This is a genomic window from Streptomyces sp. NPDC049887, from assembly GCF_040656535.1.
In the GTDB taxonomy this organism is placed as follows: Bacteria; Actinomycetota; Actinomycetes; order Streptomycetales; family Streptomycetaceae; genus Streptomyces.
Map to the genome: position 1 here is coordinate 11,017 of NZ_JBFAMM010000033.1, position 19,302 is coordinate 30,318.

17 protein-coding genes are annotated in these 19,302 nt (G+C 73.7%); 4 read left to right on the top strand and 13 right to left on the bottom strand.

Translation table 11 applies throughout. From position 1 onward, the window contains the following. Together AB0J10_RS29490 and AB0J10_RS29495 are read right to left on the bottom strand one after the other, a co-directional pair. A partial coding sequence (locus AB0J10_RS29490) for a DUF5931 domain-containing protein (protein ID WP_363065757.1) occupies positions 1–884 on the bottom strand: 884 nt, incomplete at its 3' end. Between the two features lie 39 nt (positions 885–923). Beyond that, positions 924–1,676: a lysophospholipid acyltransferase family protein gene (locus tag AB0J10_RS29495; protein ID WP_363065856.1), complete on the bottom strand. Its 753-nt coding sequence runs from the start codon at positions 1,674–1,676 to the stop codon at positions 924–926. A 188-nt stretch (positions 1,677–1,864) separates the two neighbouring features. On the opposite strand from AB0J10_RS29495, the gene AB0J10_RS29500 reads away from it, so the two are divergent. Next, positions 1,865–2,644 (top strand): alpha/beta fold hydrolase, encoded by a 780-nt coding sequence (locus AB0J10_RS29500; RefSeq protein WP_363065759.1) that lies wholly within the window; start codon positions 1,865–1,867, stop codon positions 2,642–2,644. Beyond that, positions 2,637–3,272, top strand: a complete 636-nt coding sequence (locus AB0J10_RS29505) for a hypothetical protein (RefSeq protein ID WP_363065761.1) — start codon at positions 2,637–2,639, stop codon at positions 3,270–3,272. The genes AB0J10_RS29500 and AB0J10_RS29505 overlap by 8 nt, the downstream gene beginning before the upstream one ends. 183 nt (positions 3,273–3,455) lie before the next feature. Here the strand turns inward: AB0J10_RS29505 and AB0J10_RS29510 are convergent, their stop codons facing one another. From AB0J10_RS29510 to AB0J10_RS29535, 6 genes are all read right to left on the bottom strand, one after another. Beyond that, positions 3,456–4,283 (bottom strand): endonuclease/exonuclease/phosphatase family protein, encoded by an 828-nt coding sequence (locus tag AB0J10_RS29510; protein WP_363065763.1) that lies wholly within the window; start codon positions 4,281–4,283, stop codon positions 3,456–3,458. Between the two features lie 250 nt (positions 4,284–4,533). After that, a complete protein-coding gene (locus tag AB0J10_RS29515) occupies positions 4,534–5,475 on the bottom strand; it encodes an ROK family glucokinase (protein ID WP_283301076.1) in 942 nt (313 codons plus the stop codon). Positions 5,476–5,536: 61 nt separating this feature from the next. Continuing rightward, positions 5,537–5,992, bottom strand: a complete 456-nt coding sequence (locus AB0J10_RS29520) for a DUF5304 domain-containing protein (protein WP_363065765.1) — start codon at positions 5,990–5,992, stop codon at positions 5,537–5,539. A gap of 58 nt (positions 5,993–6,050) precedes the next feature. Further along, positions 6,051–7,340 (bottom strand): ArsA-related P-loop ATPase, encoded by a 1,290-nt coding sequence (locus AB0J10_RS29525; protein WP_363065767.1) that lies wholly within the window; start codon positions 7,338–7,340, stop codon positions 6,051–6,053. Positions 7,341–7,351: 11 nt separating this feature from the next. Continuing rightward, a complete protein-coding gene (locus AB0J10_RS29530) occupies positions 7,352–7,801 on the bottom strand; it encodes an SRPBCC family protein (RefSeq protein WP_363065769.1) in 450 nt (149 codons plus the stop codon). A gap of 65 nt (positions 7,802–7,866) precedes the next feature. Continuing rightward, positions 7,867–8,628, bottom strand: a complete 762-nt coding sequence (locus tag AB0J10_RS29535; RefSeq protein ID WP_363065771.1) for a metallophosphoesterase — start codon at positions 8,626–8,628, stop codon at positions 7,867–7,869. A gap of 237 nt (positions 8,629–8,865) precedes the next feature. Here AB0J10_RS29535 and AB0J10_RS29540 point away from each other — a divergent pair, with 237 nt between their 5' ends. Further along, complete coding sequence (locus tag AB0J10_RS29540; protein ID WP_363065773.1) at positions 8,866–10,662, top strand: AMP-dependent synthetase/ligase; 1,797 nt, start codon at positions 8,866–8,868, stop codon at positions 10,660–10,662. On the opposite strand, the gene AB0J10_RS29545 is transcribed toward AB0J10_RS29540, so the two are convergent. After that, positions 10,650–12,305: a GMC oxidoreductase gene (locus tag AB0J10_RS29545; protein WP_363065775.1), complete on the bottom strand. Its 1,656-nt coding sequence runs from the start codon at positions 12,303–12,305 to the stop codon at positions 10,650–10,652. The genes AB0J10_RS29540 and AB0J10_RS29545 overlap by 13 nt on opposite strands. A 574-nt stretch (positions 12,306–12,879) precedes the next feature. After that, positions 12,880–14,022: a glycosyltransferase family 4 protein gene (locus tag AB0J10_RS29550; protein WP_363065777.1), complete on the bottom strand. Its 1,143-nt coding sequence runs from the start codon at positions 14,020–14,022 to the stop codon at positions 12,880–12,882. 129 nt (positions 14,023–14,151) lie between these two features. On the opposite strand from AB0J10_RS29550, the gene AB0J10_RS29555 reads away from it, so the two are divergent. Next, positions 14,152–15,441: a glycosyltransferase family 87 protein gene (locus AB0J10_RS29555; RefSeq protein ID WP_363065779.1), complete on the top strand. Its 1,290-nt coding sequence runs from the start codon at positions 14,152–14,154 to the stop codon at positions 15,439–15,441. 44 nt (positions 15,442–15,485) lie between these two features. Here the strand turns inward: AB0J10_RS29555 and AB0J10_RS29560 are convergent, their stop codons facing one another. The 3 genes from AB0J10_RS29560 to AB0J10_RS29570 form a co-directional block, all read right to left on the bottom strand. Further along, positions 15,486–16,658: a hypothetical protein gene (locus tag AB0J10_RS29560; RefSeq protein ID WP_363065858.1), complete on the bottom strand. Its 1,173-nt coding sequence runs from the start codon at positions 16,656–16,658 to the stop codon at positions 15,486–15,488. Positions 16,659–16,946: 288 nt separating this feature from the next. Beyond that, positions 16,947–17,975, bottom strand: a complete 1,029-nt coding sequence (locus tag AB0J10_RS29565) for an NlpC/P60 family protein (RefSeq protein ID WP_363065781.1) — start codon at positions 17,973–17,975, stop codon at positions 16,947–16,949. 198 nt (positions 17,976–18,173) lie between these two features. Then, positions 18,174–19,202 carry an NlpC/P60 family protein gene (locus AB0J10_RS29570; RefSeq protein ID WP_363065782.1) on the bottom strand — a complete coding sequence of 343 codons (1,029 nt, stop codon included), beginning with the start codon at positions 19,200–19,202 and terminating at the stop codon, positions 18,174–18,176. Between the last annotated feature and the right edge of the window lie 100 nt (positions 19,203–19,302).

A 19,302-nucleotide genomic window follows, 5' to 3' on the forward strand; every position in this document is an offset into this window, starting at 1 on the left:
GGGCCCGGGCCCCCCGGGGGGCCGGCCGGGCGCCCCCCCCCGCCCGCCCCCCCCCCCCCCCGCCCCCCCCCGCCCCCCCCCCCGGCCCCCCCCCCCCCCCCGCCCCCGCCCCCCACGACCGCGCCCTGGGTCTCGTCCTCCGACACCCGGGACGCGGGGACCAGTCCGCCGGCGACCAGGGTGCGCAGGGCGACCTCCTGCTCGCCCGCCATCCGGCCGAGCTCCGCCGCCTCGCCCCCGATCGCCGTGCCGCGCCGCTGGACCATGGCCAGCACCTGCAGCACGCTGTCGTGGATGTCGCGGGCCAGCCGCTCGCGTTCCCGGGTCGCGGCCTCGATCTCCAGGGCGCGGGCCAGGGTGCGCTCGGAGGCGCGGGCGACCTCGACGACGTACCCGATGGCGATGGACGCGACCCACACCAGCAGCACGTTGTGGAAGGTGTCCCGGCTGGGCTCACCGCGTTCGATGATGTTGGCCACGGCCACCAGGGAGGAGGCGAAACCCGCCCAACGCCAGCCTCCCTTGATCGCGAAGGCGAGCACCGAGCCCGCCGTCCAGATCGACGGCAGGGTCGGGCCGTCGATCTGCTGCGCCTGCGCGTCGGCGAGCGGGGTGAGCAGGATGCCGGTGAGGGCCACGGTGAGATCGGCGCCGAGGAAACGCTTGGTGCAGGCGGCCGCGTTCGCCACCCTCGGGAGCGTCGCCAGCGTCCAGACCACCAGCACGGCGAGGAAGCCGACGGCCACCGAGGGGCGCTCGTACCCGTCCCGGGCGAAGACGAAGAGCAGGACCGCATAGCCCGTCGTCAGCACGCGGTAAGCGGTCAGCGCACGCCACAGCGGCAGCTCCACCGACATGCGTACGACCCGCTCACGCCTGGCCATGCCTCGATCCCCCCAAACCGTCCGGCCGGACGGACGACGCTACCGGTCGCCGCCCCGCTCCGCCCCGCCGTCCTCCTTCGCGGCCCGGCCCGCTTCCTTGGCGGCCTCCTTCGCCGCCTTCTCGGCGTCCGCGATCTGCCGCTTGGCGGCCGTGGCGTAGATGTCCACGTACTCCTGGCCGGAGAGCTTCATGATCTCGTACATGACCTCGTCGGTCACCGAGCGCAGGATGAAGCGGTCGTGGTCCATGCCGTGGTAGCGGCTGAAGTCGAGCGGCTTGCCGATCCTGATCCCCGGGCTCATCAGCTTGGGGACCACCTTGCCGGGCGGCTGGATCTTCTCGGTGTCGATCATCGCGACGGGGATGACGGGCGCGCCGGTGGCGAGCGCCACGCGCGCCAGACCACCGGGCTTCCCGCGGTAGAGCCGGCCGTCCGGGGAACGGGTGCCCTCCGGGTAGATGCCGAAGAGCTCACCGCGCTCGATGACCTCCACTCCGCTCCTGATGGCCGCCTCCCCGGCGCCGCGCGCTCCGGAGCGGTCCACCGGCAGCTGGCCGACACCCTTGAAGAAGGCGGCGGTGAGCTTGCCCTTCACGCCCGGCGAGGTGAAGTACTCGGCCTTGGCGATGAACGTGACCTTGCGGTCCAGGACCGCGGGCAGGAAGAAGGAGTCGGAGAAGGACAGGTGGTTGCTCGCGAGGATCGCGGGCCCCTCGGCGGGAATGTACTCGAGGCCCTCCACCCAAGGCCGAAAGGCGAGCTTCAGCGCCCCGCCGATGGAGAACTTCATTGCGCCGTAGATCAACTCGAGTGCCTTCCTGGGATCCGTCGAAAAGACCTTAACCCCTGGCGGGACCGCGCTCTCCTCCGTGGTCCCGTGCCGGGCGGGCTCAGCCCTGGTCGGTGTCGGTCCCGTCGCGTACGGTGAGTCTGCCCACCGGGGGGACGCCCCCCGGGCCGCCCCGAAAGGAGATTCCGGTGCCGGTCCTTCCTGGAGCCGAGCCGTACCGCCACGAGGGTGGCGAGGTCGGCGTCCTTCTCTGTCACGGCTTCACCGGTTCCCCCGGGTCGCTGCGTCCGTGGGCGGAGTACCTCGCGGAGCGCGGACTGACCGTCTCGCTGCCCCTGCTGCCGGGCCACGGCACCCGCTGGCAGGACATGGCGGTCACCGGCTGGCAGGACTGGTATGCGGAGGTGGACCGGGAGCTCCGGGCGCTGCGCGAGGAGTGCGGCCAGGTCTTCGTCCTCGGGCTCTCCATGGGCGGCGCGCTGGCCCTGCGGCTGGCCGCCAGGCACGGCGACGCGATCAGCGGCATCGTGGTGGTGAACCCGGCCAACAAGGTGCACGGTGCGGCCGCGCACGCCCTGCCGGTGGCCCGCCATCTCGTCCGCACCACGAAGGGCCTGGCCAACGACATCGCGAAGGAGGGCGTGGACGAGGTCGCCTACGATCGCGTCCCCCTGCACGCCGCGCACTCGCTGCGTAACTTCCTCCGGCTCGTCGACGGTGAGCTTCCGCAGGTCACGCAGCCGATGCTGCTGATGCACAGCCCTCAGGACCATGTGGTGCCGCCGGCGGACTCGGCCCGCATCCTCGGCCGGGTGTCGTCGACGGACGTCCGGGAGGTCCTGCTGGAACAGAGCTACCACGTGGCGACGTTGGACCACGACGCGGAGCGGATTTTCGAGGAGAGCCACGCCTTCATCGGCCGCCTCGCTCCGAGTGTCGGCAAGAAGGGAAGCACGACCGGTGGCTGAGCAGCACGACGCGGACCGGGACCGGGATCCGCAGCCCATCGACGAGGAGGCCGCCTGGGCGGCCATCGTCGCCGGGTACGGCGAGGAGCCTTCGGACCCGCCGGGGGCGAAGCCGTTCAAGTCGGTGGAGGACCTCGCGGGCCTGCAGAAGTCCGTCCGGAACGAAGGACCGGAGCCCGGGGACGGCGACCGCGCCCGCGGCGCGGACCGCGGGAACGACAGGGGCGACGGGAACGACGGGGGCGACGGGGAGGACGAGCGCCCGCGGCCGGAGAAGCCGCTGGGCGGCTCGGTCGTGTTCGCACCCGGAGTGGGTGGCGGGCCGCGCGACTACGAGGTCGCCGAGGCGGCGGACGACGACCTGGACGAGACCGACGAGGGCCATTTCGTCCCGCCGGAGCCCCCACCGCTGCCGGAGGCCGACACGACCGCGAAGTTCGCCTGGCTCGCGGTGATCGGCGGGCCGGTGCTGCTGCTGCTCGCCGTGATCCTGCGGTGGGACATGACGTGGTGGCTGACCACGCTCGGCGTCGGCGGCTTCCTGGGCGGCTTCGTCACACTGGTGGCGCGGATGTCGCACGGGGACGACGAGGACGACGACGACCCGGGCCGGGGTGCTGTCGTCTAGGTCCGGGTCGCGGTCCTCCAGGGCGCGCCCGGAGGCAGTACCGCGACCGGAGCCGGGGCGGACCTGACCGCAGGACCGGAGCCGGCCGCCGTGTCGAGGCCGGCCCCGACACGGAGACGACAGGCGACGGCCGGGACGGGGAGTGGCCGCCGGCGACCGCACCCGGAGGCCGCGCACGACGGGCTACGGGCGATCGCGCCCCGGCGACGGCCCTTCCCCGGAAGCGGGGCGCGTCCCGGCGGCCGGGGCGGCGTCGGCCGGGACACGCAGGGCGGCGAGGACCGGGAGGTGGTCCGTGGCCGCCCTCAGATCGGTCTCGCTGACCCCGGGAAGCCCCAGGGGGACCCCGCAGCCGAGGACCTCGATACCGGAGGTCACGAACACCGCGTCGATCCGCTGGTGCGGGTCCCCCGGGGTCGAGGTGTACTCGCCGCCCCAGGGGCTGACCTCCCAGGCGTCCCTGAGCCCGGCAGCCAGACGCCGGAAACTGCGCCCGCCGGGATGCTCGTTGACGTCGCCGGCGGCGATCGCGTGCGGCACGTCCATCGCGTCGAGCCGGTCGAGCAGCATTCCGGCCTGGGCGTAGCGCTCGTCGGACCGCAGGCTCAGATGGCAGCTGAGCAGCCCGATCCGGGCACCGCCGACACGGACGACGGCGGTGGCGAAGCCGCGCCGGTGCAGACCCGGGGTGAGCGGCAGCAGGACGTCCTCGGTGCGCTCGACGGTCACCCGCAGCGAGCACAGCAGCAACGGCCCCGCGGCGGTCGCGCCGCCGCTCAACATCACCAGCTCGCTCCTGGCCGCGAGCCGGGCGGCGTGCTTGCGCCACCGGAAGAAGCGGGGGGCTTCCTGGACGAAGACGAGATCGGGGCGGCAGGCGCGGATGACGCGGGCGAGGGCGTCCTCGTCGTCGCGCATCGAGCGGATGTTGTAGCTGAGGACCCTGATCACGGCCGAACCGTCGGGCTCGGTGCGGGAGTTGGGCAGCGGTCGCGTCTCGGACGTCACCATGGGCCTCAAGATAACCGGCCCCGGCCGTGTCGCCCCGCCCCAGCACACCGGGCGTGCCGCACGGGCGGAGCGCGGTGCGGCCGGGACGGGCAACGGTCCGCCCGGTCCCGACTGTTCCCGACGGGCCGGCCCCGGGCGCTGCGGGCCGCGGCGGGTCGACCCGCAACGCTCCGCCGGCGACGGCCCCGGGAGCGGCGGAGCGGGGTGCCCGCCGCCCCGGGAGGGGCGGCAGGCACCGGAAGGGCGGGCGTCAGCCCTGGCGGGCGAGGTCCGCCGCGCCGACGAGGCCCGCCTTGTTGCCGAGTTGGGCCGCGAGTACCTGGGCGTGCGGGCGCCACTGTCCGCCGATGAGCCACCGCCGGAAGGACTTGCGGATCGGGTCGAGCACCAGCTCGCCCTCGTCCGAGACGCCGCCGCCGACGATGAAGGCCGAAGGATCGAACAGCGAGGCCAGGTCGGCCAGGCCCGCGCCGGCCCAGCGGGCCAGCTCGCGGAAGGAGTCGACGGCGACCTTGTCGCCCTGGCGCGCCGCCTCGCTGACGTGCCGGCCCTCGATGCCCTCGGGGGTGCCGTCGCCGAGACCGAGCAGGATCGCCGCGTTCTCGGGGGACGCCGCCGCACGCTGGCGGGCGTAGCGGACGAGCGCGCGCCCGGACGCATACTGCTCCCAGCAGCCCTGGCTGCCGCAGCCGCACAGCAGGCCGTCGGGGACGACCCGGATGTGGCCGAACTCCGCCGCGACGCCGAAGCGGCCGCGGCGCAGCTTGTTGCCGATGATGATGCCGCCGCCGAGGCCCGTGCCGAGCGTGATGCAGATGACGTCGTTGTGGCCCTGGCCCGCGCCGAACCGGTACTCGCCCCAGGCCGCCGCGTTGGCGTCGTTCTCCACGACCACCGGCAGGCTCACCCGCTGCTCCACCTTGTCCTTCAGCGGCTCGTGCCGCCACTGGATGTTCGGAGCGAAGAGGACGGTGGCACGCTTGTCGTCGACGTATCCGGCGGCGCCGATGCCGACCGCCTCGATGTCGTGCCCCTTACCGGCTCCGGTGACGGCCGAGCAGATCGCATCCACGATGCCCTCGGCGGTCGGCGGAGTGGGCACCGTGTGCGTCTCAAGGATGGTGCCCTCTTCGTCGACCACGCCGGCCGCGATCTTGGTGCCGCCGATGTCGACGCCGATGGTGAGTCCCATGTGTCCCTCAGTTTTCGGTCGAGCCCCGCTATGGCCAACCGTACCGGAGGGAGTCCCGGCCTCAGTCCAGGTCGATCTTCTCGCTCGGGCCGGGGCCCTCGTCCGGCCGCTCCCGGCGGGCCGGGCCGTCCGCAGGGGCGGACGGCTCGTTCCGGGTCCAGCGGCGCTCATGGCCTTCCACGGCGGAGCGGTACGCGGCCAGCAGCTCGTTGCCCGCGGCGGCGAGATGGTCGAAGACCTGCGGGTTGCGCTCGATGACCGGCTCGACCGCCGACTTCGCCTGGCTGATCAGCTGCTGCACGGCCCCCTGCCCGGCGAGGCCGAGCAGCGGGTTCTGCAGCGACGACATCTTGTCCGCGACCGCGTCCAGCAGCTTGCGCAGTTCCTCGCCCGCGGTACCGGTGGCCTGCTGCCCGTACCGCTCGCTGCGGCGGGCCCGCTCCTCCTCCAGGTCCTCGGCGCACGCCGTCGCCCAGGCGTCGGCGTCGACGGCGGGACGTTCGGTGGCATCGCTCATGGCGTACTCCTCGGAAAGTGCCTCGTACGTCGACGGTACCCGAACGGGGGGCGGCCGTTCAGCGAACCCGCGGCCAGAGTCCGGGGTCGGGCTCGAAGCGTATGCGGAGCTCGCCGTCCCGGAGCGCGGCACCGCTGACGGTGCAGCGCCGCAGCACGGACGGGAGGAGCAGGACGCGCCGGAACGGGCCCACGGTCAGGAAGAGTTCGTCGTCCCTGCGGACCAGTCGGACGCGGTCCTTGGCGGCTCCCGGCAGCGGCAGCCGCCAGACGAGCACACCGTCCTCCGCCCGGCGGTCCTCCACCGTCCAGGCGTTCCCGGGGACGGGTCCGGCGGTGCTGCCGGCGGGCCCGTCGAGCAGCTCCGCGAGTTCGCCGGGTTCCCGGGGGTCGCGGTGGGTGTACGGCACCTCCAGGACCGGTACGGCACCGAACTCCTCGCGCCAGCCCTTGAGGGCGCTCTGCTGGCGCCCCGAGAGGGCACTGAGGAAGGGGTCGGCGGAACCGACCGGGACGATCCGGTTCGCGACCACCATGTCCGGGGCCGGCCCGTGCAGGGCGAGGCCGAGCCGGGCCGTGCGCAGGGCGCTGTCCGCGGCCTCGGGACCTGGTTCGGCGACCAGGCGGACCGAGGCGTCGGGGCTCTCGACCAGGGCCTGGACGGCGGCCAGCTCCTCGTCCCACCGGGCGGCCGTCTCGTAGAGCCACTGCGCGGGCATCGGCACGCCCGCGAGCTGGGCGAGCACGGGGCGCAGCGAGCGGGCGGCCCGGCGCTCCGCGGGGATCAGCCGGCGGAGGTAGCGGCGCAGCTGCTCGGGCAGGGCGAGCAGGGCGAGGGCCCGGCGCAGGGGCGGAAGGTCGACGACCAGCAGGTCGTGGCCGCTCCCGGCGGCGTGCCTGAGGGCGCGCAGCAACGCGAACTGGTCGCTGCCCGGGAGCTCCGTCAGCTCGCCGTCCTCGAAGGGCGCGGCCCCGAGCAGGTCGAGCGCCGCCCCGGCCCGCTCCTGGAAGGTGAGGAACTCGTGGCGGAAGTCGGTGCCCGAGTCGACGCGGACGACGGTGGGGCCGGGGACAGGGGTGTCCGCCCCGCCCGGTCCCGCCCGGCCCGGACCTGCGGCTGCGGAGCCCGATCCGGAGGAGTCCGGACCGGCGGCTGCGGAATCTGCGGAGCCCGGCCCCGGGGAGTCCGGCCGCCCGCCGGCCGCGGGCTCCGTGCCGGCGGGCGCCTCGGAGGGCTCGTCGGACAGCAGCAGGACCCGTTCACCCCGCCGTGCCCCGGCAAGGGCGAGTGCGGCCGCGACGGTGCTCCGGCCGGCCCCGCCGGTGCCGGTGACGAAAACGGTGCGCATGGAGGGGCGGTTCAGCCCTTCGGAACGGACTCGACGCGCTTCTTCAGACCGGCCAGGGCGCGGTCGATGATGACCTTCTCCGCCTTGCGCTTGATCATCCCGAGCATGGGGATCTTGACGTCTACGGTCAGCTGGTACGTGACCTCGGTCCGCTCCCCGCCTGCGACCGGCTTGAGCGCGTACGAGCCGTCCAGCGCGCGCAGCATCTGGGACTTGACCAGCGTCCAGGACACCTTGTCGTCCCCGGTCCAGGTGTAGGCGAGGACGTGGTCGTCCTTGATCGCGCCGGCGTCGAGCACCAGCCGGACCTGGAGCGCGCGGCCCCGGTCGTCCTTCTCCAGGACCTCCGTCTCCTTCACCTCGCCGGTCCACTCCGGGTAGCGCGCGAAGTCGGAGATCACCCCCATCACGTCGGCCGGGGCCGCGTCGATGGTGATGCTCGAGCTGGTGTGTTCCGCCATCGCCTTGGCTCCTCCAGTGAACGCCGGACGGGGTTGCGGTGTGCAATCTATCGCGACCCGGGCGGTCACCATTCCAGGGCCCACGGCCGCCCGGTCGCCGCGAAGTGCCCGACGTTCACGCACTCGGTCGCGCCGATCCGCATGCGCCGTGCCAGCGGCTGGTGCACATGCCCGAAGAGGGAGTACCGGGGCCGGGTCCGGCGGATGGCGTCGAGCAGGGCCGTGCTGCCGCGCTCGAAGCGGCGGGCGACCGTGTCGTACGTCAGTTCCGGCACCTCCGGCGGGATGTGCGAGCACAGGACGTCGACCTCGCCGAGCGCCTCGACCTTGGCGGCGTACTCCTCGTCCGAGATCTCGAAGGGGGTGCGCATGGGGGACCGCAGCCCGCCGCCGACGAAACCGAACACGAGCCCGTCCAGCTCGATCCGCTCACCGTCGAGGACGGTGGTGCCCGGGCGCGCGTACTCCGGCCAGAGGGCCGGGACGTCGACATTGCCGTAGGTGGCGTACGTCGGCGTGGGAAACGCCGCGAACAGCTCGCTGTACTGCCTGCGCACCGCCGCGAGGATCACGGCGTCCCGGTCGAGGCCCGCCCAGAGGCTGCGGCCGAACTCGCGGGCCTCCTCGAAGCGCCGTGCGGTGCGCAGCTCGACGATCCTGTCCGCGTTCTCTACCCCGAAGAGTTCGGGGAAGATGCCGCGCGAATGGTCGGCGTAGTCGAGGAAGAGCACCAGGTCGCCGAGGCAGACCAGGGCGTCGGCGCCGGTTCCCGCCCTGGCCAGATCCGTCGCATTGCCGTGCACGTCACTGACCACATGGACTCGCATGCCGATCACCCTAGAGTGGTCGCCCGATTCCTAGTAGAGGGCACCGGACCTGCGGTTACTTCCGAGTCGTCCGGCTGGTGGAATAGTGTTCGCGATGGTGCGGCACACAGGTGTGACGCAGGGAACATCTGGCCGGGACCCCCTATCGGGAACTGAGTACTGATGGGTAACGTCCGGGCAGTCCCCGGTGCGTTCACACAGAGCCGTGGCGCCGGCGCCCGATGAGGAGCAGCAGTCTTGCGTGAGTTCAGCCTTCCGGCCCTGTACGAGGTCCCGACGGACGGCAATCTGACGGATCTCATCCGCCGCAATGCGACGCAGCACCCCGAGGTCGCGGTCATGGGCAGAAAGGTCGCCGGGGCCTGGGCCGATGTCACCGCCGCGCAGTTCCTCGCCGAGGTGCGGGCCGCCGCGAAGGGCCTGATCGCCGCGGGTGTGCAGCCCGGGGACCGGGTCGCCCTGATGTCGCGGACCCGCTACGAGTGGGTACAGCTCGACTTCGCGATCTGGAGCGCCGGCGGTGTGACCGTCCCGGTGTACGAGACCAGCTCGCCGGAGCAGGTGCAGTGGATCCTCGGGGACTCCGGCGCCGTCGCCGCGATCGTCGAGAGCGAGGAGCACGCCGCGGCCGTCGAGTCGGTGCGCGTCGCCCTGCCGGCGCTGCGGCACGTGTGGCGGATCGAGGGCGGCGCGGTCGCGCAGCTCACCGAGGCGGGGGCGGAGGTCCCCGACGGGACGGTCGACGAGCGCAGCGCGTCCGCCAAGGCCGACGACCCGGCGACCATCGTCTACACCTCGGGAACCACGGGCCGCCCCAAGGGCTGTGTGCTCACGCACCGCGCCTTCTTCGCGGAGTGCGGCAACCTGGTCGAGCGACTGAAGCCGCTGTTCCGCACCGGCGACAGCTCGGTCCTGCTCTTCCTCCCCGCCGCGCACGTCTTCGGGCGGATGGTCGAGGTCGCGTCGGTGATGGCGCCCATCAGGCTCGGCTGCGTACCGGACATCAAGGACCTCACCGACGAGCTCGCCTCGTTCCGCCCGACACTGATCCTCGGTGTGCCGCGGGTCTTCGAGAAGGTCTACAACTCGGCGCGGGCCAAGGCGCAGGCGGACGGCAAGGGCAAGATCTTCGACAAGGCCGCGGCGACGGCCATCGAGTACAGCCGCGCGATCGGCACCCCCCAGGGCGCGCCGTTCGGGCTGAGGATCAAGCACAAGGTGTTCGACAGGCTCGTCTACGGCAAGCTGCGTGCGGTGCTGGGCGGGCGGGGCGAGTTCGCGGTCTCCGGCGGCGCCCCGCTGGGCGAGCGGCTCGGCCACTTCTTCCGCGGCATCGGCTTCACGGTGCTGGAGGGCTACGGCCTCACGGAGACCTGTGCGGCCACGGCGTTCAACCCCTGGGACCGCCAGAAGATCGGTACGGTCGGGCAGCCGCTGCCGGGTTCGGTGGTGCGGATCGCCGACGACGGCGAGGTGCTGCTGCACGGGGAGCACATCTTCACGGGCTACTGGAACAACGAGGCGGCGAGCGCGGAGGCCCTGGCCGACGGCTGGTTCCACACCGGTGACATCGGCACCCTCGACGAGGACGGCTACCTCTCGATCACGGGCCGCAAGAAGGAGATCCTGGTGACCGCGGGCGGCAAGAACGTCGCACCGGCGGTCATCGAGGACCGCATCCGCGCGCACGCGCTGGTCGCGGAGTGCATGGTCGTGGGCGACGGGCGGCCGTTCGTGGGCGCGCTGGTCACCATCGACGAGGAGTTCCTGGCCCGCTGGGCCTCCGACAACGGCAAGCCGGCCGGTTCGACGGCCGCCTCGCTGCGCGAGGACGCGGATCTGCTGGCGGAGGTCCAGCGGGCGGTGGACGAGGGCAACGCCGCGGTTTCCAAGGCTGAGTCGGTGCGGAAGTTCAGGGTTCTCAGCTCCCAGTTCACTGAGGAGGCCGGCCACATCACGCCGTCGCTGAAGCTGAAGCGGAACGTGGTGGCCAAGGACTTCGCGGACGAGATCGAGGCGATCTACCGGGCGTAGTCCTCGGCGAGGACCCGCTCGATGTTGCGCTCGGCGAGCGCGGTGATCGTGAGGAACGGATTGACACCGATGGAGCCCGGCACGAGGGCTCCGTCGGTGACGTACACCCCGGGAGCGCCCCGGACGCGCCCGTGGTCGTCGGTGGCCCGGCCGAGCACACACCCGCCGAGCGGGTGGTAGGTGAAGTCGTCGGCGAAGGTCCTGTTGCCGCCGAACAGGTCGTACCGGTAGATCGTGGCGTTCCTGAGGTTGATGCGGTCGAACAGCTTCCTCGCGGAGTCGACGGACACCTTGCTCTGTGCCGGGGTCCACAGGAGCCGCATCGCGTCGGTGCCGGCGTCGTAGACCAGCCTGCCGCGCTCCGGGTTCCTGGTGATGGCCAGGTAGAGGCTGATCCAGTGCTCGAAGCCCATCGGCAGCGGTGCGATCTCGGCGAAGACGGGGTTGGCGGAGTTGGACCAGTCGTCGATGCCCATCACCGGCATGGTCGCCTGGTGGGCGCCGACGGTGTCCCAGAGGTGGTTGGCCCGGGCCGTCATGACGTTGCCGTTGGTGCCCCACCCGGTGCCGAGGTGCTCGCTGAGATCCGGCAGCGCGCCCGACTCCCGGGCGCGCAGCAGGAGTTCGGTGGAACCGAGGCTGCCGGCGCCCAGGAACAACCGGGTGCAGCCGATGTCACGGGTGGCGACGACCTCGCCGGTCGTGCCGATGCGGTCGACGGTGACGACGTACGTGCCGTCCGGCTCTCTTCGCAGCGCGCGGGCCCGTTGCATCGTCTCGATGGTGACGTTGCCGGTTCCCAGCGCGGCGGCGAGATAGGTCCTGTCGAGGCTGCGCTTGCCGTGGTTGTTGCCGTAGATGACCTCTCCGGCGAGCGCGGAGCGGACCGCCTGGCCGGAGGCCTCGCGCTGCATGTACCCGAAGTCGTAGACGTTGGGCACGAACACCGTCCTCAGCCCGGCCCTGGCGGCGTGCTTGCGGGAGATCCGCGAGAAGCGGTACCACTCGGTGGACTCGAACCACGCCGGGTCGACGGTGTTGACGCCCAGCATCCGCCGGGCGAGCGGGAAGTACCGGTCGTACATGGCCCCGGCGTCGACGTTCGGCAGCATCTCGGAGAAGTACGCGCGCTGCGGGACGACGGCCATCCCGCCGTTCACGAGCGATCCTCCGCCGACGCCGCGGCCCACGTACACCGACATGCTGTCGAAGCGCACGCGGTCGAGGACGCCGGGATAGGGGCTGATGTCCTTGTTGACGACGTCCAGCCAGAGGAACTGGGCGAGCGGGGCCTCGGTGCGGGTGCGGAACCACATCGAGCGGTGGTCCGGGGCGGCGGTGGTGCAGAAGACCTTTCCGTCGGGGCCGGGTGTGTCCCAGAGCCGGCCCATCTCCAGGACGAGGGTGGGGATTCCGGCCTCGCCGAGGCGCAGGGCGGTGACGGCGGCGCCGTAGCCGGAGCCGATGACGAGGGCGGGCGTGTGGTCGGCGGCTCCGGCCCGGGAGGCGGCCGGGACGGTCGTCGCGTGGGCGGTCGTGGGCGCGGGGCCGATACGGGTGAGGCCGAGCGCGGCTGCGGTCTGGAGGGCGCCGAGACCCAGGAGGTGACGGCGCGTCAGATTTGGTGTCATAGTGCGCAGCATGTGCGGATTTTCCGGTTCCGCCTATCCGCTGCGCGGAGCTTTCCGGCGCGGCGCAAGAGGGCGGTTCGCGCCGCGGGCGGGTGGATGTGGCCGGTACCGTGCGCGACCCGGGCGCGCCGGCGGGAGGCGGGCCCCGGGGCCCGAGGCTCGCGGGGCCGGAAGGCCGCGTTCGACGACCTGCCCGGACACGGCAGCACGGGCCTCGCCCGGCCCCCGCGCACGGCGTTCACCCTGTCCGGCCCCCGCGCACGCCGCCCGTCCCGGGGCGCCGCGGCGGGTCCCGGGGAAGCCCCGCACGGACCGGCGCGAGCGACCCCGGCGCGAGGGGCCACGGACCGGCGCGAGCGACCCGGCGCGAGGGGCCACGGGCGCGGGACCAGGGGCGAGGGGCGAGGGGGACGAAGGGGGCCGGTTCCCGGGGGCGCGGGCGGGCGGACCGGACGTCCGCGGGCGGTTCAGCCGGGCGACGCGCCCGCCGCCTCGGCGCCGCCGCCCGCCGCGCTCCGGGCTCCCGGTCCGGAGCGCCGGGCCTGTCCGACGGACCTACGAGCGGTGTCCGTCCGGATCTCCCGGCTCACAGCAGCGCCCTGAGCCGGTCCGCCAGGAGGTCCCGGCGCCAGCGTTCCTCCACCCACTCGCGGCCCCGCTCGCCCATGCGGCGGCGCAGGTCGGGGTCCTGGAGGAGGGTGACGACGCGGTCCGCGGACTCCTCCGGCGAGCCGCCGCGCACGACCCAGCCCGTCTCGCCGTCGAGCACCGCGTCCGGCGCACCGCCGGAGTCGCCCGCGACGACGGGGAGGCCCGTCGCCGACGCCTCCAGGTAGACGATGCCGAGGCCCTCGACGTCCAGCCCGCCGCGGCGGGTGCGGCACGGCATCGCGAAGACGTCACCGGCGCCGTAGTGCGCGGGCAGTTCCTCCCACGGGACCGCACCGGTGAAGCGGACGGAGGCCGCCACGCCCGTGTTCGCCGCGAGCTTCCGCAGGTCCTTCTCGTAGGGCCCGCCGCCGACGATCAGCAGCACCGCGTCCGGCACCTTCGCGAGGATCGCGGGCATGGCCCGGATCAGGGTGTCCTGGCCCTTGCGCGGCACCAGCCGGGAGACGCAGACGACCACCGGGCGGTCGCTGAGGCCGAGCCGTTCGCGCACCGCCTCGCCGCCCGAGCCCGGGTGGAAGGTCTTCTCGTCGACGCCCGGCGGCAGTTGCACCATCCGCCCGGCCGCCTCGGGCGTCAGCGCGGCGGCGATCCGCGAGCGCGTGTACTCGCCGAGGTAGGTGATCGTGTCCGTGCCCTCGCCGATCCGGCGCAGCAGCCGCCGGGATCCGGGCAGCTGGGCCCACCCCGCCTCGTGGCCGTGCGTCGTCGCCACGAGGCGCCGCGCACCCGCCCGCCGCAGCGCGGGAGCCATCAGCCCGAGCGGGGCGGCGGCACCGAACCACACCGAGGTGCACCCGTGCTCGCGCAGCAGTCCCACCGCGCGCCGGGTGACGCGCGGGGTGGGCAGCAGCATCGTCGTCCGGTCGCGGACCACCGTGAACGGCTGCTCGGCGTCGAACGCGGCCGTCGCCTCCGCCCCCTCGCGACCGTGCTTCCAGGTGGAGGCGTAGACGACGATATGTTCGGGGTCCAGGCGCAGCGCCATGTTGTGGAGGAACGCCTGGATGCCACCTGGGCGCGGCGGGAAGTCGTTGGTCACGACGAGGGTCTTGTCCATCGCCGCCGACAGTACCAACGGCGGTCGCGTCCGATCGCGGGCGGACCGGCCCGACCGGCATCATGACAACCGGGCCGGCACGGCGGCGGGGGCGGCGCACAGGGCACGGGACCGATCGAGCGGCACGGGGTGATCATGAAAGGCACAGGGCGTTCCGCCGGGGCGGGCGGCACCGCGGCGAGACCCGCCGCGTCCGGGGTCTCCGTGGCCGCGGCCGCCGGGGCCTTCGCCCTCACCAGGGCACTGCTGCTGCTCTGGGTGCTGAAGGTCCTCCCCGTCCGGGGCCCCGACGTGACCAGTGACGTCGAGGTGATCTACCAGGGCTGGTACGAGGTGCTGAGGACCGGCACGTACCCGCTGGACGACGTCACCTGGCAGTACCCGCCCGCGGCCGCGCTGGCGATCCTCTCCCCCGGCGTGCTGCCGTTCCTGGACTACGCGCGTGCCTTCTTCGTGCTGGCACTGGTCTGCGACGCGGCGGTCCTCGGGCTGCTGCAGTACGCGGGGCGGCGGCCCGGCAGGTCGACGAGGGGGATGTGGTTCTGGATCGCCGGGGTGCCGCTGCTGGGCCCGACGGCGTACGCCCGCTACGACCTGATGGTGACCGCGGTGGCGGTCGCCGCGCTCTTCGCCGCCGCCCGCCGGCCCGCGGTCGCCGGGGCGCTGGCCGGGTTCGGCGCCATGCTGAAGGTGTGGCCGGTGCTGCTGCTGACCGGACTGCGGCAGGGGCGGGCCTGGGGCGCCGCGACGGTCACGGCGGCGTCCCTGCTGCTGGTCCTCTCCGCGTCGATGCCGGGGGCCCTGGCCTTCCTCGGCTTCCAGCGGGACCGGGGCACCGAGGTCGAATCGCTGGGCGCGCTGGTCTTCCACGTGGCACGGCACTTCGGCTGGGAGGGACAGGTGCTGCTGAACTACGGTTCGGTGGAGTTCCTCGGCCCGTACGTCCCCCTGGTCAGCGGCGTGGCACTGGGCCTCACGGCCGCGGCCTTCGGCTGGCTGGCGGTGTGGCGGCTGCGGGCGTCGGAGTTCTCCACCGCGACCCCGGCGGACGCGGCGTTCACGGCCGTGCTCCTCTTCACGACCACGAGCCGTGTGATCAGCCCCCAGTACCTGGTCTGGCTGCTCGGGCTGGCCGCGGTCTGTCTCGCCTTCCGGTCGAGCCGGATGGCCCTGCCGAGCCTGCTGGTCCTGGTCGCCACGGGGCTCACCTTCCTGGAGTTCCCCGTCTGGTTCGACAAGGTGGTCGCGAGCGACCCGCAGGGGGTCGCGGTCCTCGCGGCCCGCAACGGCCTCCTGGTCACGGCCACGCTGCTGGCGTGCCGCCGCCTCTGGACGAGCACCGTCCGACCCCGTGGGCGGCTCGGCCGGCGGGCGCTCCCGGCCCGGTCCCACCGCGACAGGGCGTCGGTCGGGTCCTGAACCGCCGCGCGGACGACGCGCGGGGAGCGGGCCCGGACGCCGGATCACCGGGCCAGCCGCTCGCCCACGTACTCCCGCCAGTCCGCCGTGAAGCGTTCCGGGCTCGTGCCCAGCACCTTGTCGAAGGCCGACTCCACCGCAGCCTCGCGCGCCCCCGCGGCCCCCACCGTCCGGTAGAACGCGCGCAGCCGCTCCTCGCCCCAGCGGTCGGCGATCAGCTCGCAGGCCAGCCAGCCGCCCTCGTACGCCCGCCCCAGCGCCCGGGAGTCGCCCCCGAAGCGGAAGTCGGCATCGGCGGGCAGGGCGGTCGGGAGGTCGCCTCGGACCACGGAGCGGCGCAGTTCCGGTGCGGTCCGGCGGGGGTCCTGTCCGGAGCCGCGGTAGGCGGCCCAGTCGGCGAAGCCCTCGGAGAGCCAGAGCGGGGTGGCGGCCGAGGTGTGGGCACGGGTGGCCACGTGCGCGGTCTCGTGGGTGAGGACGACGCGCCGGCCGAGTTCGCCGAGCAATCCGTACGCCTCGGGGTTGACGGTCACCCGGTCCGCTGACGCCGGGCCACCGCCCCTGCCGGGGGCGGCCGCGCTGCCCGTGGTGACCGCCGCGACGCCCCGGTACTCCTCCGCGGGGGCTCCCAGCAGACGTCCCATGGCGTCCAGCGAGGCGGGCACCACGACCACGACGCGCCCCGCCCAGGCCCCGCCCCACGCGGCCGTGACGGCGGGGACGGCCCGGTCGGCGTCCGCCGCGATCCGCCGGAGCCGCGCCGGCTCCTGACCGACGCCGAGGACCAGGCTGTGGGTGCCGCGCACCACCTCGACGTCGCCCTGCTGCCACAGCTGCTGCCCGCCGCCGCGGCCGGGGCGGTCGGCGGTGATGTACCAGCGGCCGTTCCGCTCGGCCAGTTCCAGACGGCGCGCGGCGGTCACCGGGGAGGGGTCGTACCCGTCGAGCCGGTAGCGCAGCTCGGCGTCGGCCACGGCCCGGTCGCCGGCGCGCCGTACGCCGGTGAGCAGGTACTCCCAGGAGCTCAGCGGCATCTCGGTGAGGTTCGCGAACTCCGCGCGCCCGGCCGCCTTCAGCTGACGGGCGGAGGGGTCGAGGGCCGCCAGATAGCCCGCCTCGTCGTGGCGGAGCACCGCGGCGGCGCGGGCGTCGAGCGTGCGCTGGACCTGCCGGCCGGTGGTGTCCCGCCGGGGTGCGTCGGCGCAGCCGCCGGTCAGCAGGGATCCGGCCAGGACGAGACCGGTCAGGACGAGCGCCGTCCCGCGCCGCCGTCCCGTCCTCCGTCCGAGGAACCCCTCACCAGCCACCCTGCCGATCGTAGGCGAGCCGACGGGCGGGCCCCGGCGGACGCCTTCGGGGAGGCGGCACACCCCGGTCGGGGCACGGGGCGACCAGGCCCACGATCCGGAACGCGCACGGCCCGGAAGGCGATGGTCCGGACCGGCTCGGAGCGGTTCGGGACCGACCCGTCACGGCCCCCGGCCCGGAAGCGGGACCCGCCACGCTCAGGGCCGGGTCACCGAGGCGATCGGCATCATCCCCACCGGGTCGTAGCGCACCGCCGCCCCGGGGTAGGGCGCGTGGACGACCTGCCCGTTGCCGACGTACATGGCCACGTGACTGGCGTCGGATCGGTACGTCACCAGGTCACCGGGCCTCGCCTGGGACAGCGGGACCTGCCGTCCGGCGTACCGCTGCGCCTGGGAGGTGCGGGGCAGCCCCACGCCGGCCTGGGCGTACGACCACTGCGTCAGGCCGGAGCAGTCGAAGCCGTTCGGTCCGTTGGCACCCCAGACGTACGGTCTGCCGACGGCGCTCTGCGCGGCCGCCACGGCCGCGCCCGCTCGCGCGGACGAGGGGCCCGCGCCGCCCGACAGGTCGGGGATGCCGCGCCCGGAGCGGGATGCCCGGTCGTAGGCCGACCGTTCCGTGGCCGGCAACGAGGCCAGCAGCCGCTCGGCCGCCGCGAGCTTGGCCTCGACGGTCCGCTTGTGGCGGGCCAGGGCGGTCCTGGTCCGCTCCAGCTCGGCCAGTGTCCGGGCGGCTTCGGAACGCTCCTGGCCGAGCCGCCGCCGGGCCTGCCGGAGGTCGCTCAGCACGGTCGCCTCCCGGTCGCCGAGCCGGTCCAGCACGGCCGCCCGGTCGAGGTACGTGTCGGGATCTCCGGAGAGCAGCAGGGCGAGCGCGGGATCCAGCCCGCCGGACCGGTAGTGGGCACCGGCCACGGAACCGAGCGCGTCCCGCATCCGGTTGACGGCCTCCTGGCCGCGGGCCGCCCTGTCCTGGGCCCGGGCCACCCGGGCGCGCAGTTCATCGGCCCGCTCGCCCGCCTTGTTGTACTGCTCCGTCGCCTTCTCGGCCTGCTCGTACAGCCGGTCGACCTTGGCGCGGGTGGCGGCGGGGCCGCCGGCCGGGTCGGCTCCGGCCGGTGCGGTACCGAGCGCGGCCGCGGCGGTGGCCGCCGCGGCTGAAAGGAGGGTGACCCGGGCACCCCGGTCGAGACCGGGCACCGGGGGTCGGCGATGGGACGCCACAGGAGCCGTACTCCCTTCCGCTGGACGCAGCCTGAGCGGCTGCTGCGCGGCAGACAGTAACGGCGGGGGGAGGGGACGGCCAAAAGCCGCGTCGGGCACGTACAGTGACGCCCCGCGGGAGACCACAGGTCACCGGCGGGGCGCACCGTCAGCGGCACATGCCGTAATTCGCCCGATTGGGCGCCGGTCGGCGGGGCGTCAGACCCGGACGCCGAACTGGAAGGTGCCCATGTAGTCCATGGACTCGTAGCGGACGACGGCGCCGGGCTTCGGGGCGTGCAGGATCTGGTTGTTGCCCGCGTACAGGCCCACGTGCGAAAGGCCGTTGAAGAAGACCAGGTCGCCCGGCTTGAGCTGGCTGCGGCCGATCTTCACACCGTCGTTCTGCTGGGTGTAGGTGGTCCGGGTGAGGCTCACGCCTGCCTGGCGGTAGGCCCACTGCGTCAGCCCGGAGCAGTCGTAGGAGTTGGGGCCCTCGGCGCCGGAGACGTAGGGCTTGCCCAGCTGGGTGGCGGCGGCGTTGAGCGCGGCGGCGCCGCGCTGGGAGGCCGGCACCTCGTTGCCGAGGTTCACGCGCTCACCCGCGGCACGGCTGGCGCGCTGCTCCTCCTCCTCCATCTTCGCCCGCTCGGCGGCGGTCAGGGTGTTGAGGAGCTTCTGGGCCTCGGAGAGCTTGCCCTGGATCTTGGCCTTCTTCTCGCCGAGCGTCTTGCGGACGTCCTGGAGGTCACCGAGCTTGCGGGTGGCCTCGGCGCGCTGCTGGGCGAGGTCGCGCTGCTTCGACTGGATGTCCTCGAGCGCGGTCGCCTGCTTGGCGCCGAGCTGGTCCATCGCGGACGCCTTGTCCAGGTACGTGTCCGGGTCCCCGGAGAGGAAGAGCTGGACGGACGGGTCTATGCCACCGGAGCGGTACTGCGCGCTGGCCACCGAACCCAGCTTGTCCCGCATGGTGTTGAGCTCGTCCTGGCCACGGGCGACGCGGTCCTGGATCGCGTCGATCTCCTTCTGGAGCTTGGTCTGCTGCTCCTTGGCCAGGCTGTGGTCCTCGGTGGCCTTCTCCGCCTCGTGGTAGAGGGCGTCGACCTTGGCCTTGACCTCGTCCTTGCTCGGCTTGGCCGGGGCGGCCTGGGCGGCCTGGGAGGTGAGGGCGACGGCCGCGGCGGCGGTCGCGGTGAGCACGGTCACACGGGTGCGGCTCGGCTGCTTGGGACGACGGTGGGACGCCACGAAGGCGAGCTCCTTCTTCCTCGAGCCGCCTGCCGGGCCGTGGGGGTCGGAGCCCCGGCTCCGCGCACACTCGACTCCCCCGCGAAAAGGGGTGAACTGC